Origin of the sequence: Pseudomonas sp. PDM31 (genome assembly GCF_019218965.1) — a bacterium.
In the GTDB taxonomy this organism is placed as follows: domain Bacteria; phylum Pseudomonadota; class Gammaproteobacteria; order Pseudomonadales; family Pseudomonadaceae; genus Aquipseudomonas.
Map to the genome: position 1 here is coordinate 112,163 of NZ_JAHUWS010000011.1, position 13,896 is coordinate 126,058.

The following is a 13,896-nucleotide window of genomic DNA, read 5'->3' on the forward strand; positions in this document are numbered from 1 at the left end:
ACTCGTGTTTATGAAAAAGAACACCAGCGGCCCTCGCTTTAAAGAGCTACTTGAAGCAGCGAACATCACGACCACAGGATTTGCCGACTTCCTGGACACGGCACCGCAAAATGTACATAACTGGTACACCCGCGGCGTGCCCGCCCACTGCATGGAAGAAGTCGCCAGAAAACTGTCCGTCAACAGTGCTTGGCTGAAAACCGGCGAAGGCCCCAAGGACGCCCGGCACCTGCGCCTGCTCGACGATAGCGGCAATACCTTCGATGCCCAGACCATTCGCGGCGTCTACACGGTCGTCGAACCCACCGACGTCGAATTGCCTTTCTACAAAGAAGCCGTCACCGCCCCCGGTTCCAACAAAACCCACGTCATCGAAGATCGTGATCACTCCATCCGCCTGCCCCGCAGCCACCTCGACTCCCTGGAAGTCAAACACATCGACGCCATCTGCGCGCAGATGATCGGCAACAGCATGGCCGAGAAAATCGAAGACGGCTCCACCCTGGCAATCGACCGTGGGCTGACCCAGATTATCGATGGCGAGATTTACGCCATCGAACATGACGGCATGCTGCGCATCAAGTACCTGCATCGAATACCCGGAAACGCGCTGCGATTGCGCAGCCATAACCGCGCCGAGTACCCGGATGAGATCTTTAGGGCGGCACAGATTGAAGAACAGAACATCAGGATATTGGGCTGGGTGTTCTGGTGGTCGACCTTGCATAAACGGCGGCCACAAGTGCCCTTCCTGTAAATGCACAACCCGCCGCCGCAGACGAAACCTGCGGCCGCACACCAGCAAAATCGCCCCACCCGACACACCAGACTGGGAATTCCCCAAAAAAATCAGTATGCTGCGCCCCACATTTGCGCATCGACCCGCCCCAACGCGGCTCAGATCGCATCGACCGGCAGATGACTTTCTCGCCAGGTCCCACAGCCGGACGCAAGATCCGGGTGTACGTTTTGAAGGCTGGCGCGGTTTACCAAAAATAAACCAAGCCAGTCCCCGAGAAGCCGGCCACAAGCCGGCTTTTTAATGCCTGAAGTATCGTCCATTGGGTGATCTCTCTCACAGATAACTGCCTCCTTCCAACAACGCACCCAATTGACCCTCTCCACCCTGCTTGCTCGGGCGCACCACCCTCATTCGCCGACACCCACTCGGTGTAAAACACCAGCACCCACAAGCCTGAAACTCCACCGGCCAACCGTACACACTCCGCGGCCGTGAGCCGATTAGGGATCTTATTCGGCTCAAAAAATGAGCCGAATAGCTCCCGCCCCCGGGTCCACCGCTCACATCACCCAGGCCGTATCACCCCCGCTCATTTGCCCATAACCCCCCTATCTGCTAGTGTCGCGCCGGTTTAACGTCAACCGGAAATCGCCGCCATGGCCCGCAAAAAAGCTGCACTGGATTTCGAACAGTCCCTCGCCGACCTGCAAACGCTGGTGGAGCGTCTGGAGAATGGCGAATTGTCGCTGGAGGATTCGCTGGCCGCTTTCGAGCAAGGCATCGGTCTGACCCGTGATTGCCAGGCGGCGCTGGCCCAGGCCGAGCAAAAGGTTCAGGTGCTGCTCGAGCGTGATGGCGAGTTGGCCGAGGAACCCTTCGACGCGGATCAGCCAGAATGATTGCAACGTATTCGGCGACCAGCCAGGCCCGCGTCAATGCTGCCCTGGAGACTTTGTTCAGTGCGCCAAGCCCTGAGCTGGCGCGGTTGTACGAGGCCATGCGCTATAGCGTGATGAATGGCGGCAAGCGGGTACGTCCGCTGCTGGCCTACGCCGCGTGCGAAGCGCTGGGCGGCAAGGCCGAGCAAGCCAACGGCGCGGCCTGTGCGGTGGAGTTGATCCACGCCTATTCGCTGGTACACGACGATTTGCCGGCGATGGACGACGACGATCTGCGTCGCGGCCAACCGACTACCCACAAGAAATTCGATGAAGCCTGCGCGATCCTGGCCGGCGATGGCTTGCAGAGCCTGGCGTTCACCGCCCTGCTCGATCCGCGCCTGAGCACGGTAGACGCCGAGATTCGCCTGCAAATGGTCAGTGCACTGGCACAAGCGGCAGGCCCTGCGGGGATGGTCGGCGGTCAGGCCATCGACCTCGGTTCGGTGGGTTTGAAACTCGACCAGAAAGCCCTCGAATACATGCACCGGCACAAGACCGGCGCGTTGATCGAGGTCAGCGTCAAGCTCGGCGCTTTGGCCAGCGGCCTGGCCGAGGAGGACGAACTGACGTCGCTGCAGACTTATGCACAGGCCATCGGCCTGGCGTTTCAGGTCCAGGACGACATTCTCGACGTCGAAAGCGATACCGAAACCCTCGGCAAACGCCAGGGTGCCGACATTGCCCGGGATAAGCCGACTTATCCGTCGCTGCTCGGTCTCGACGCCGCCAAGGCTTACGCTCTGGAGTTGCGCGATCAGGCCCTGCACGCACTGCGACCGTTTGACGCGGCGGCCGAGCCATTGCGTGAACTGGCCCGGTATATCGTCGACCGGCGCAGCTGACGGCGTTTCCGCCAAAAAAGACCTATGCGTGGGCAGGGTGCGATCCATCAGGTAAACTGCCGCATCTTTTATACCTATAACGATTCGCCTGATGCCCACGACGTTTCATGAGATTCCCCGCAAGCGCCCGACCACGCCACTGCTCGACCGTGCCAACACGCCGGACGGGTTGCGCCGGTTAGGCGAAGCCGAGCTGGAAACCCTGGCTGATGAGCTGCGCCTGGAATTGCTCTACACGGTCGGCCAGACCGGTGGGCATTTCGGCGCCGGCCTGGGCGTTATCGAGCTGACTATCGCGCTGCATTACGTGTTCGACACCCCGGATGACCGGCTGGTGTGGGACGTGGGTCACCAGGCTTATCCACACAAGATCCTCACCGATCGTCGCGAGCGCATGGGCACCCTGCGCCAGAAGGACGGCATTGCCGCTTTCCCGCGCCGCTCCGAGAGTGAGTACGACACCTTCGGCGTCGGCCACTCCAGCACCTCGATCAGCGCAGCGCTGGGCATGGCCATTGCCGCCCGCCTGCAGAACAGTGAGCGCAAGGCCATTGCCGTTATCGGCGATGGCGCGTTGACCGCCGGCATGGCCTTCGAGGCGCTGAACCATGCGCCGGAAGTGAACGCCAACATGCTGGTGATCCTCAACGACAACGACATGTCGATCTCGCGCAACGTCGGCGGGCTGTCGAACTACCTGGCGAAAATTCTTTCCAGCCGCACCTATGCGAGCATGCGCGAGGGCAGCAAGAAGGTCCTGTCGCGCCTGCCCGGCGCCTGGGAAATCGCCCGTCGTACCGAAGAATACGCCAAAGGCATGCTGGTCCCCGGCACCCTGTTCGAAGAGCTGGGCTGGAACTACATCGGCCCGATCGATGGCCACGACCTGCCGACCCTGATCGCCACCCTGCGCAACATGCGCGATCTGAAAGGCCCGCAGTTCCTGCACATCGTCACCAAGAAGGGCAAAGGCTTCGCCCCGGCGGAAGTCGACCCGATTGGTTACCACGCCATCACCAAGCTCGAACCACTGGACGCTCCGGCCGCTGCGCCGAAAAAAGCCAGCGGGCCGAAGTATTCCGGTGTGTTCGGCGAATGGCTGTGCGACATGGCGGCGGCCGACCCGCGCCTGGTCGGGATTACCCCGGCGATGAAGGAAGGCTCGGACCTGGTGGCTTTCAGCGAGCGTTACCCGCAGCGCTACTTCGACGTGGCGATCGCCGAGCAACACGCCGTGACCCTCGCGGCCGGCATGGCCTGTGAAGGCGCAAAGCCCGTGGTGGCGATCTATTCGACCTTCCTGCAGCGTGGCTACGACCAACTGGTGCATGACGTAGCGGTGCAGAACCTCGACGTACTGTTCGCCATCGACCGTGCCGGTCTGGTAGGCGAAGACGGCCCGACCCATGCCGGCAGTTTCGATTTATCGTACCTGCGCTGCATCCCCGGCATGGTCATCATGACCCCGAGCGACGAAAACGAACTGCGAAAAATGCTCACCACCGGTCACTTGCATAACGGTCCGGCGGCGGTGCGTTACCCGCGCGGCAGCGGCCCGAACGCCACCATCGAGAAAGACCTCGAACCGATCGAGATCGGCAAGGGTGTGGTGCGCCGCCAAGGCAGCAAAGTGGCCCTGCTGGTGTTCGGCGTGCAATTGGCCGAAGCACTGAACGTCGCCGAGAAGCTCGATGCGACCGTGGTCGACATGCGCTTCGTCAAGCCGCTGGATGAAGCCCTGGTACGGGAAATCGCCGGCAGCCACGAGTTGTTGGTGACCGTCGAAGAGAACGCGATCATGGGCGGCGCCGGTGGCGCGGTCAGCGAGTTCCTCGCCCGCGAGAACATCCTCAAGTCGATGTTGCACCTGGGCTTGCCGGACATCTACGTCGAACACGCCAAGCCTGCGCAGATGCTGGCCGAGTGCGGGCTGGATGAAGCAGGCATTGAAGCGTCGATTCGCGAGCGCCTGCGACTGCTGAACATTTAAACATCAGACATTTGCGAAACCCTGTGGGAGCGGGCTTGCCCGCGATAGCGGATTGACAGTCACCTCTTCATTGACTGACACACCGTCATCGCGAGCAAGCCCGCTCCCACATTGGTTTTGTACAACCCTTCAAGAATGTGTTCGCTCCAAGTACCAACGGACTGCCATGAAACTCTCCCCTCTCGCCCTGACGCTGACCTTGCTGCCAGCCGGCCCACTGCTGGCCGACTCCTTCGAACGCGGTCAGGCCCTGAAACTGCCCGACGTGTTGATCAGCGCCAACCGCCAGGTCGAAGCGCGCAACGACAGCAGCGCTGCCAATACCGTGTTCACCCGCGAAGACATCGATCGCCTGCAGCCCGACAGCGTCACCGACCTGTTGCGTCGCGTACCGGGCGTGCAAGTCTCGCAAACCGGAGGGCGCGGCAGTCTGCCGGGGGTTTACATCCGCGGCACGCAATCGGCCCAGAGCCTGGTGCTGGTGGACGGTCAGCGCATCGGCAGCTCGACCTCTGGCGACAGCAACCTGCAACACCTCAACATCGAACAGGTCGAGCGCGTGGAAGTGCTGCGTGGCTCCCGCTCGGTGATCTACGGCAGCGATGCGATTGGCGGGGTGGTGCAGATCTTCACCCGACGCGGTGGCGAGCAAGGCCTGCAGCCACGGTTGCACATGGGCGTTGGCAGCAACCAGACCTGGGAGAGCAGCCTCGGGTTGTCCGGCGGCGATGAAAAAACCCGTTTCAATCTCGGTGCCAGCCTCGATGAAACCGCCGGGATCAATCGCACCCACGAGTCTTACCCCAGCGATGGCGACCACGACGAGTACCGCAACAAATCGCTGAGCCTGAGCCTGAGTCATGCCCTCAGCGATGACTTCGAAGTCGGTGCCAATGTGCTGAACAACAGCGGCAAGAGCGAATTCGACAACCCGTTCGGGCGCTTCGACATGACCACTTTCGAGTCGGTCCAGCAGCAGCCCTACAGCGATTTTGACGTGAGTAGCGTCAGCAGCTACGCCGATGCGCGGATCAATGAACGCTGGAAAACCCGTGTCGAACTCGGTCACAGCGAAAACCGCGAAAAGACCCGCGACAAGCTCAGTGACGAACGCACCGTATTCAATACTTACCGCGACTCGCTGAACTGGCAGAACGACCTGACACTCACCGAGCGCAACAGCCTGATGGTTGGTGGCGACTGGTATGAGGACCGGGTCAACAGCAGTACGGCGTACGATGAAGACAGCCGCTGGAACCGCGCGGCGTTTATCCAGCATCGCTATCAGGCCGACCGTTTCTCCACTGAACTTGGCCTGCGTCACGATGATAACCAGCAATTTGGCAGCCAAAATACCTGGAGCGGCACCTTTACCCTGCCGCTGAACCCGGATAACGAAGTACTGCTGACCTACAGCGAAGGCTTCCGCGCGCCGACCTTCAATGACCTGTACTACCCCGACTTCAGCAACCCCGACCTGAAGCCTGAAACCTCGAAAAGCTACGAGTTACAGTGGCGCAGCCAGTTGAGCGAAAACAGTCGCCTGGAGGCCTCGCTATACCGCACAGACCTGCAAGACGCGATCATCTTCGGCAGTAACTCGCGCCCGGAGAACGTCGCTTCGGCGCGGATCAACGGCTTCGAAGCGGCGTTGAAGCAGGAACTGTTCGGCTGGCAGAGCAACCTCGGCGTGGCGATCATCGATCCGCGCGACCGCGACACCGGCCACACCCTGGCCCGACGCGCCCGGCGCACCTTGAGCCTGGATCTGGATCGGCAGTTCGATCGCCTCGGTCTCGGTGCCAGTTGGCAGGCGGTCAGCAGCAGCTATGACGACGTGAACAACCAGCAGTCGTTAGCTGGGTATGCGTTGTTGGGGCTACGAAGCAGTTGGGAGCTCAATCGTGAAATCCAGCTGGAGCTCAAGGTCGACAACCTGCTGGACAAGGGTTACAGCCGGGCGATGTACAGCCATGACGGCAATCAGTATGGGTATCGTGAGGAAGGTCGGGCGTGGATGTTCGGGGTGAGCTGGACACCGGAGATCTGATCTGAAATTTGTATCGCTTGCATAGACCTCTTCGCGGGCAAGCCCGCTCCCACAGGTTTAGCGCGATCCTGTGGGAGCGGGCTTGCCCGCGATTGCAGGCGCCTCGGTCTCAGCGCTCGGGCGCGATCAAGTGGCAGAGTTTTGCTGTCGCTTCGATCATCTGCCCACTCGGCCGCTCCAGCCCTTTATCGGTCACCAGTCGCAACTGCCCCTGCGCTACCGCCGCCACCTGCGGCCAGGCCTGCCACGCATCAAGCTGGACCTGATCGCTGGCCAGGATCACCTCGGGATTACGCTGTAACACGGCTTCCACGCTGACCTGCGGTGCCGGCAATGTCTGGTCGCCGAACACGTTCCGCGCGCCGCAAACCTCGAGCGCATCGCTGATGATCTGTCCGCCGCCAATGGTGTACAACGGACGATCCCAGACCTGATAGAACACCCGCAACGGCGTGTCCCGTCGATAGCGCTGACGCAATTCATCCAGGCGCCGGCGCAAATCGCCGGCCAACGAAGTTCCACGCTCAGCCCGACCGAGCTGGGCAGCGATGGCCTCGATCTGCGCGGTGAGTTGTTGCAGATTATGGGGCTCGGCAACGTAGGTCGGGATGTTCAAGCGTTTGAGCTGGTCACGCTGGGCCGGGCCGACGCTACCGGGCCATAGCAGCAACAGATCGGGTTTCAGACTGACCAGGCGCTCCATGTCCAACTGGCCGTAGCGGCCAACGGAGGGCAGGTTCTTGAGTTCGGCAGGTCGTTCACCGGCGTCCAGCACACCGACCAGGAGGTCGGCGGAACCCAGTTCAACGACGATCTCCGAGAGCGATGGCGCGAGGCTGACAACCCGTTCGACCGCCACTGCCGGGCCGCTGGCCGCCAGCAGCAAAACCGTCAGCCAGACAGCGCGCATCAACCGAGTTGACGCGGAATACGGTAAAGGTAGAACAGCACCGTGGTCGACAGCGCCAACAGCATCAGCGGCACGGCTTCGAGGCCGACGAAAACCGCCAGGGCGCCAATCCAGGCGGGCAGCCCGGCGGCAAGGAAGGCCGTACGACGTTTGGCGGCGAGGCTGACCCAGGCAGCGGGCTCTTCAGGAGTGTCCAGGGCTTTCTGGGTAGCGATTAGCGCGTGCTTGTAGCCGCCGAAGAACTTCAGGCTGACAAACATCGAGGCTACGCCGGCGATGAACAACGGCATCGCCAGCACCGGCAGAATCGCCTCACCCTGACCAAACACCGCGTTGATCACCAACAGCGGCAACAACGCCAGCGCCAGGTATTGCCACCAGTTGACGGACAGTCGCCGCCGGACCTGACCGCGGGTCACGCCCGGTCTACCTCACCCTGATGTTCATTGCCCATCATGTGGTCGAGTTTGCTCGCCTTGGTCGCCAGATACAGCTTGTTGTGCGGGTTGTGACCGGTATGCAGCGGCACACGCTCAGCAACCACGATGCCCATGTCGGTCAAGGCTTTGACCTTGCGCGGGTTGTTGGTCATCAGGCGCAGGGATTTGACGCCCAGGTGCTCCAGCATCGGCAGGCACATGGCGTAGTCGCGCTGATCGGCGGCAAAGCCCAGGCGCTCGTTGGCTTCAACGGTATCGGCGCCGCCGTCCTGCAATTCATACGCGCGGATCTTGTTCAGCAGACCGATGCCACGGCCTTCCTGACGCAAGTAAAGCAACACGCCACGACCTTCGCGGGCGATGGCCTGCAACGCGGCTTCAAGTTGCGAGCCGCAGTCGCAACGCTGGCTGAACAAGGCGTCGCCGGTCAGACATTCGGAGTGCAGCCGGCCGAGTACCGGGGCACCGTCGGCGAACTCACCCAGGCTCAGCACGACGTGCTCGCGGCCGGAGGCTTCATCGAGAAAGCCATGCATGGTGAATTGCGCAAAAGGCGTTGGCAGCTTGGAAGCGGCGACAAAAACGACAGGCACCGTTGTGCTCCTGATCTAAAGTCTGTAGTTCGCAAAGCCGGCATTGTAACAGCAGGTTCCAGCCGACGCTTAGGCTGAATTATCGGCCATAACGATCTAAATGTTTGATATTCGCCCTGACAACACACCCCCTGTGGCAGCGGGCTTGCTCGCGAAAGCGTCAGATCAATCGACATCAATGCTCCATAACCTACCGCTTTGGCGAGCAAGCCCGCTCCCACAGGGGTAATTCACAGCGGCAGAATCCGTGTTAATTCTCGTCAAACGGATAAGGCTGTTTCCAGCGCTCGAAGACGGGCTTGAGCTCGCCGTTTTTCACCAGTTGCTCCATGCGCTGGTCGAACAATGCCATCAGGGCGCGAGCCTTGGGGGTCTTGGCGAAACACAGATACAGCGGCAATTCCGCAATATGGCTGCGGCGTAACTGCGATGGGTCCTTGGCGCGACTCATGACGTAATCGACTTCTGTCAGTGCATCAATGTAGAAGTCGGCGCGATTGCGGGTCAGCATCGACACGATGCCGGTTCGCCGCATCACTTCGTCATAGCGACGCACGTTGGGAAGGTAATGCTGGTAGCCGTAGCCGCGGACCCAGGCCAGCCGGTAGTTGCCCAGGGTTTGTAAGGTCGGCACCGGAGTGCTGGCGAGCCCCAGGGCGTAGATATGATCGGTATCGAAATTCCAGCGCGGATACAGCACTTCGCTGGACTCGTCACGGTAGGAACCGACACAGGCGTCGACCTCGCCGCGCTCGGCCAGGCCCACGGAGCGCAAGTAGGGCTCGGTGCGGATATTCACCTTCACGCCTGCCGGTTCGAAGACGTGTCGCAGCACGTCCCACGCCAATCCATGACCATCAGCGGCGGTGTAGTCTTCCCACTCTTCGCTCGCCAGTTGAATCACCGATGGCGGAGTGTCGACGTCTCCCGCCCGGGCGAAAGAGCAAAACACCGCAAACAGTAGTACCAATATCCCGCGCAGAGCCATCCTTAGTTCTCCCGACTGACAGTTCTCCTGATTAACCCCTGGCCATCCGTCTGGTCAGTTGAAAAACCACACCAGCCCCTGCATCGCCAACCAGGCAAACACCCCGGCCAGGACGTCATCGAGCATGATCCCAACGCCACCATGCACATGCCGGTCGATCCAGCGGATCGGCCACGGCTTGAGAATATCGAAGAAGCGGAACATCAGGAAACCCGCTAGCAGCCATTGCCAACCTTCCGGCACCAGCCACAGGGTGATCCACATCCCGACCATCTCGTCCCAGACGATGCCTTCGTGGTCGTGCACGCGCAAATCGTCGGCCACTTTGCCGCACAGCCAGAAGCCGAACAGCATGGTGATGCCGAGCATCAGCCAGTAAGCCCAGTCGGGCATCATCTGCCATAACGGGATAAAGGGTAGCGCAACTAACGAACCCCAGGTTCCCGGAGCCTTTGGCAAGGTGCCCGAGCCGAAGCCGAACGCCAGAAAATGCCACGGGTTACGCCAGACCGACGGCGGTACGAATTCCGCCGGGACCTGCTTGGGGTGATCTGTCACGGTGACTCCCGAAAATGTTGATAACCCCGGGTTTGCGGGGTGATGTCTTGTCCATCGGCATCCAGCAGCGTTACGCCCTGCCCGTCCACCACTCGCCCGATCACATGGATCGGCCAGCCATCCGCCAGCAACAGCGGCAACTCGACGGACGGCAAGGTAAAAGCCAGCACGTAATCGTCACCACCGCTGAGCGCAGCGTCTTGGGCAGCCGCTTGGCCAAGGAATGCAACCAGCGCCCTGGACAACGGCAAACGATCGCGCTCGACCTCAATGCCAACCTTCGATGCCAGCGCGATATGTCCACAGTCAGCGAGCAGGCCATCGGAGATGTCCAGCGCTGAAGTGGCCTTGCCACGCAGGGCTTGCCCCAGGCGAAGCTGCGGTTGCGGCGACCAGTAATGCGCCAGCAGAGGATCGGCAGTGGCCGCTTCAGCGCTGCGCTGGCCGAGCACCAGCGGCAAGGCGCCAGCGGCATTGCCCAGCTCACCGCCGACACACAACAGGTCGCCCGGTTGCGCGCCGCTGCGGGTCAGGGCCAATCCAGCCGGCACACGGCCGAACACCGTCATGGTCAGGCTCAACGGCCCGCGGGTGGTATCGCCGCCCACCAGTGCCACGCCGCAGCTTTGCGCCATGAGGTTCAAACCACGGGCATAGGCTTGCAGCCAATCGGCAGTCACCGCCGGCAAGGTCAGGGCAAGGGTAAAGGCAACGGGGGTGGCGCCCATGGCGGCCAGGTCGCTGACGGCCACGGCCAGCGAGCGCTGACCGAGCAGAAACGGATCGCAGGGGTCGGCGAAATGCACACCGGCCACGAGGGTGTCGGTGGAAATCGCCAACTGCTCCCCGGGAGGAACAGCCAGCAAGGCGCAGTCATCGCCGATCCCGAGGGCAACGCCTTCGCCGCCCTGCGCACAAGGCGCGGCGGCGAAGAAATTGCGGATCAGCTCAAACTCGCCCATCAGGACACTGGATTCAAGCGCAGGTTAGCGCTTGAACGCCTTCACTTCAGCTTCACGCAGACGCGGGGCCAGCTTGTCGAGCACACCGTTGACGAACTTGTGACCGTCGGTGGAACCGAAGACCTTGGCCAGTTCGATACCTTCGTTGATCACAACGCGGTACGGCACGTCGACGCGCTTGAGCAGTTCCCAGGTGGACAGGCGCAGAACCGCCAGTTCAACCGGGTCCAGCTCTTCGATGGTCAAGTCCAGGCAAGGCGTGAGTGCAGTGTCGATTTCGGTCTTGAACTGCGGAACCCCGTGGAGGATTTCGCGGAAGTAGGCACCATCGACATCGGTGAAATCGTTATCGACCCGGAATTGCGCTTCGATCTCGTTCAGCGACTGCTTGGCCATGTGCCATTGGTACAGCGCCTGAGTCGCGAGCTGACGGGCTTCGCGACGCTTGACGCTTTTCGATGGCTTGCCGGCGTCCGCAGGCTTTGGATCGCGCGGGTTGAAACGATCGCTTTCGTCGCTAATCACTTGGCCTCCAACTGCGCCAGCAGGCTGACCATTTCCAGAGCGGACAGGGCAGCTTCGGCACCTTTGTTACCGGCCTTGGTGCCGGAACGTTCAATGGCTTGCTCGATGGAATCAACGGTCAGCACGCCGAAAGCGACCGGAACGCCGAACTCCATGGACACCTGGGCCAGGCCCTTGGTGCACTCGCCAGCCACGTATTCGAAGTGCGGAGTACCGCCACGAATGACCGCGCCCAGTGCGATGATTGCCGCGAACTCGCCCTTCTGAGCGACTTTCTGCGCAACCAGCGGGATTTCGAAGGCGCCAGGTGCGCGGATGATGGTGATGTCGCTTTCGCTCACGCCGTGGCGAACCAGGGCATCAACTGCACCGCTGACCAGGCTTTCAACGACGAAGCTGTTGAAACGGCCCACTACCAGAGCGTAGCGGCCTTTAGGGGCGATGAAGGTACCTTCGATGGTCTTCAGGGTCATTCGATAGATCTCTTAAAGAGCCGGGACGCGTCTCGTACGCGTCCCTCGGTGATATTTGAACCGCGAATTCAAGGCCGGGAACAACCGGTCATTATTCGGAGGGCACGTATTCTACAACTTCCAGATCGAAACCGGATATCGCATTAAATTTCATTGGTGCCGACATCAGGCGCATTTTGCGTACGCCGAGGTCACGCAGGATCTGCGAACCGGCACCCACAGTGCTGTAGGTGGTCGGTTTTTTCACCGCTGTGTGATCGGCGGTTTCGCGGATATGCGCCAGCAACACGTCGCCATCGAGTGGGTGACCGAGCAGCAGCACCACGCCGCTACCGGCCTCGGCAACCGCGGACATGGCGGCGCGCAGGCTCCAGCGGCCCGGTTGCTTGACCATCAACAGGTCGCGCAGCGGGTCCATATTGTGCACACGGACCAGGGTCGGTTCTTCAGCGCAGACAGTGCCCAGGGTCAGGGCCATGTGCACATCGCCCTCCACGGAATCACGATAGGTCACCAGGTTGAATTGGCCCAGTTCGCTGTCCAGCGGCTGCTCGGCAATCCGCTGAACGGTACGTTCGTGGATCATCCGGTAGTGAATCAGGTCGGCGATTGTGCCGATCTTGATGTCGTGTTCGGCAGCGAAGGCTTCCAGTTCGGCGCGACGGGACATGGTGCCGTCGTCGTTCATCACTTCGCAGATCACGCCACTGGGCTCGAAACCGGCCATGCGCGCAAGATCACAGGCGGCCTCGGTGTGGCCAGCACGAGCCAGGGTGCCGCCGGCCTGGGCCATCAGCGGGAAGATGTGGCCGGGGCTGACGATGTCTTCAGCCCGGGCATCACGGGCAGCGGCAGCCTGGACAGTGCGCGCACGGTCGGCGGCGGAGATGCCGGTGGTCACGCCGGTGGCCGCTTCAATGGAAACGGTGAACTTGGTGCCGAAACCGGAACCGTTGCGCGGTGCCATCAATGGCAGCTTGAGCGTTTCGCAGCGCTCGCGGGTCATCGGCATGCAGATCAGGCCACGGGCGTGCTTGGCCATGAAGTTGATGTGCTCGGACTGGCAGCACTCGGCGGCCATGATCAGGTCGCCTTCGTTCTCGCGGTCTTCGTCATCCATGAGGATGACCATCTTGCCTTGGCGGATGTCTTCAACCAGTTCTTCGATGCTATTGAGCGCCACAAGGCACCCCCCTTCTTTCGAAATTAGAGCTTCAGGATTTGAGGTAGCCGTTTTGGGCCAGAAAGCTTTCAGTAATGTTGCTGCCCGATGCTGGCTCTGCGGCCTTGTCGCCGAGCAACAGGCGCTCCAGGTAACGGGCCAGCAAGTCCACTTCCAGATTCACCCGGCGGCCTGGCTGGTACGACGCCATGATGGTTTCGCTCAGGGTGTGCGGAATGATAGTCAGCATGAACTCGGCGCCATCGACCGCGTTCACGGTCAGGCTGGTGCCGTCGACGGTGATCGAGCCTTTATGGGCAATGTACTTGGCCAGATCTTTTGGCGCACGGATGCGAAATTCCACGGCACGCGCGTTTTCGGTACGGGCAACCACTTCGCCCACGCCGTCGACATGGCCGCTGACCAGGTGCCCGCCGAGGCGAGTGGTCGGGGTCAGGGCTTTTTCCAGGTTGACCGGGCTGCCGCTTTTCAGGTCATTCATGGCGGTGCAGTCGAGGGTTTCGCGACTGACGTCGGCAGCGAAGCCGTTGCCCGGCAGTTCAACCGCTGTCAGGCACACGCCGTTGACCGCGATGCTGTCGCCCAGCTTGACGTCGCTCAGGTCGAGCTTGCCGGTGGCTACGTGGACCCGCACATCTCCACCTTTAGGGGTCAATGCACGAATACTGCCGATGGATTCGATGATGCCGGTGAACATGG

General features: G+C 61.3%; 15 protein-coding genes. 5 read left to right on the top strand and 10 right to left on the bottom strand.

Annotation, left to right across the window (positions count from 1 at the left end; genetic code table 11):
* Window positions 1-10: 10 nt before the first annotated feature.
* The 5 genes from KW839_RS21355 (at window position 11) to KW839_RS21375 (ending at window position 6,565) form a co-directional block, all read left to right on the top strand.
* A complete protein-coding gene (locus KW839_RS21355) occupies window positions 11-757 on the top strand; it encodes a S24 family peptidase (protein WP_060543238.1) in 747 nt (248 codons plus the stop codon).
* A gap of 641 nt (window positions 758-1,398) precedes the next feature.
* A complete protein-coding gene (locus KW839_RS21360) occupies window positions 1,399-1,641 on the top strand; it encodes an exodeoxyribonuclease VII small subunit (protein WP_007970180.1) in 243 nt (80 codons plus the stop codon).
* Window positions 1,638-2,525: a (2E,6E)-farnesyl diphosphate synthase gene (gene ispA, locus KW839_RS21365; RefSeq protein WP_060543228.1), complete on the top strand. Its 888-nt coding sequence runs from the start codon at window positions 1,638-1,640 to the stop codon at window positions 2,523-2,525. The genes KW839_RS21360 and ispA overlap by 4 nt, the downstream gene beginning before the upstream one ends.
* Before the next feature lie 91 nt (window positions 2,526-2,616).
* Window positions 2,617-4,515: a 1-deoxy-D-xylulose-5-phosphate synthase gene (gene dxs / locus KW839_RS21370; RefSeq protein ID WP_218425432.1), complete on the top strand. Its 1,899-nt coding sequence runs from the start codon at window positions 2,617-2,619 to the stop codon at window positions 4,513-4,515.
* A 166-nt stretch (window positions 4,516-4,681) separates the two neighbouring features.
* Window positions 4,682-6,565 (top strand): TonB-dependent receptor domain-containing protein, encoded by a 1,884-nt coding sequence (locus tag KW839_RS21375; protein WP_218425433.1) that lies wholly within the window; start codon window positions 4,682-4,684, stop codon window positions 6,563-6,565.
* 109 nt (window positions 6,566-6,674) lie between these two features.
* On the opposite strand, the gene KW839_RS21380 is transcribed toward KW839_RS21375, so the two are convergent.
* From KW839_RS21380 to KW839_RS21425, 10 genes are all read right to left on the bottom strand, one after another.
* Entirely contained in the window at window positions 6,675-7,475 is an 801-nt protein-coding gene (locus KW839_RS21380; protein ID WP_218425434.1) for a cobalamin-binding protein, read from the bottom strand.
* A complete protein-coding gene (locus KW839_RS21385; protein WP_060543224.1) occupies window positions 7,475-7,894 on the bottom strand; it encodes a hypothetical protein in 420 nt (139 codons plus the stop codon). The genes KW839_RS21380 and KW839_RS21385 overlap by 1 nt, the downstream gene beginning before the upstream one ends.
* Window positions 7,891-8,508 carry a GTP cyclohydrolase II gene (gene ribA, locus KW839_RS21390; RefSeq protein WP_060543223.1) on the bottom strand — a complete coding sequence of 206 codons (618 nt, stop codon included), beginning with the start codon at window positions 8,506-8,508 and terminating at the stop codon, window positions 7,891-7,893. Before ribA ends, KW839_RS21385 begins: the two co-directional genes overlap by 4 nt.
* Before the next feature lie 250 nt (window positions 8,509-8,758).
* Window positions 8,759-9,496: an ABC transporter substrate-binding protein gene (locus KW839_RS21395; protein ID WP_060543222.1), complete on the bottom strand. Its 738-nt coding sequence runs from the start codon at window positions 9,494-9,496 to the stop codon at window positions 8,759-8,761.
* 54 nt (window positions 9,497-9,550) lie between these two features.
* Window positions 9,551-10,054, bottom strand: coding sequence for a phosphatidylglycerophosphatase A (locus tag KW839_RS21400; RefSeq protein ID WP_060543221.1), 504 nt, complete (start codon window positions 10,052-10,054; stop codon window positions 9,551-9,553).
* On the bottom strand, window positions 10,051-11,016 hold the full coding sequence (gene thiL / locus KW839_RS21405; protein WP_218425435.1) for a thiamine-phosphate kinase: 966 nt from the start codon (window positions 11,014-11,016) through the stop codon (window positions 10,051-10,053). Before thiL ends, KW839_RS21400 begins: the two co-directional genes overlap by 4 nt.
* Before the next feature lie 24 nt (window positions 11,017-11,040).
* A complete protein-coding gene (nusB, locus tag KW839_RS21410; RefSeq protein ID WP_008053839.1) occupies window positions 11,041-11,541 on the bottom strand; it encodes a transcription antitermination factor NusB in 501 nt (166 codons plus the stop codon).
* Window positions 11,538-12,014 (bottom strand): 6,7-dimethyl-8-ribityllumazine synthase, encoded by a 477-nt coding sequence (ribE, locus tag KW839_RS21415; RefSeq protein ID WP_003228649.1) that lies wholly within the window; start codon window positions 12,012-12,014, stop codon window positions 11,538-11,540. Before ribE ends, nusB begins: the two co-directional genes overlap by 4 nt.
* A gap of 91 nt (window positions 12,015-12,105) precedes the next feature.
* The gene (gene ribBA / locus KW839_RS21420; protein ID WP_060543219.1) at window positions 12,106-13,197 is read right to left on the bottom strand and encodes a bifunctional 3,4-dihydroxy-2-butanone-4-phosphate synthase/GTP cyclohydrolase II; all 1,092 of its coding nucleotides are present in this window, start codon (window positions 13,195-13,197) and stop codon (window positions 12,106-12,108) included.
* 31 nt (window positions 13,198-13,228) lie between these two features.
* Complete coding sequence (locus KW839_RS21425; protein ID WP_060543218.1) at window positions 13,229-13,894, bottom strand: riboflavin synthase; 666 nt, start codon at window positions 13,892-13,894, stop codon at window positions 13,229-13,231.
* Window positions 13,895-13,896: the final 2 nt, after the last annotated feature.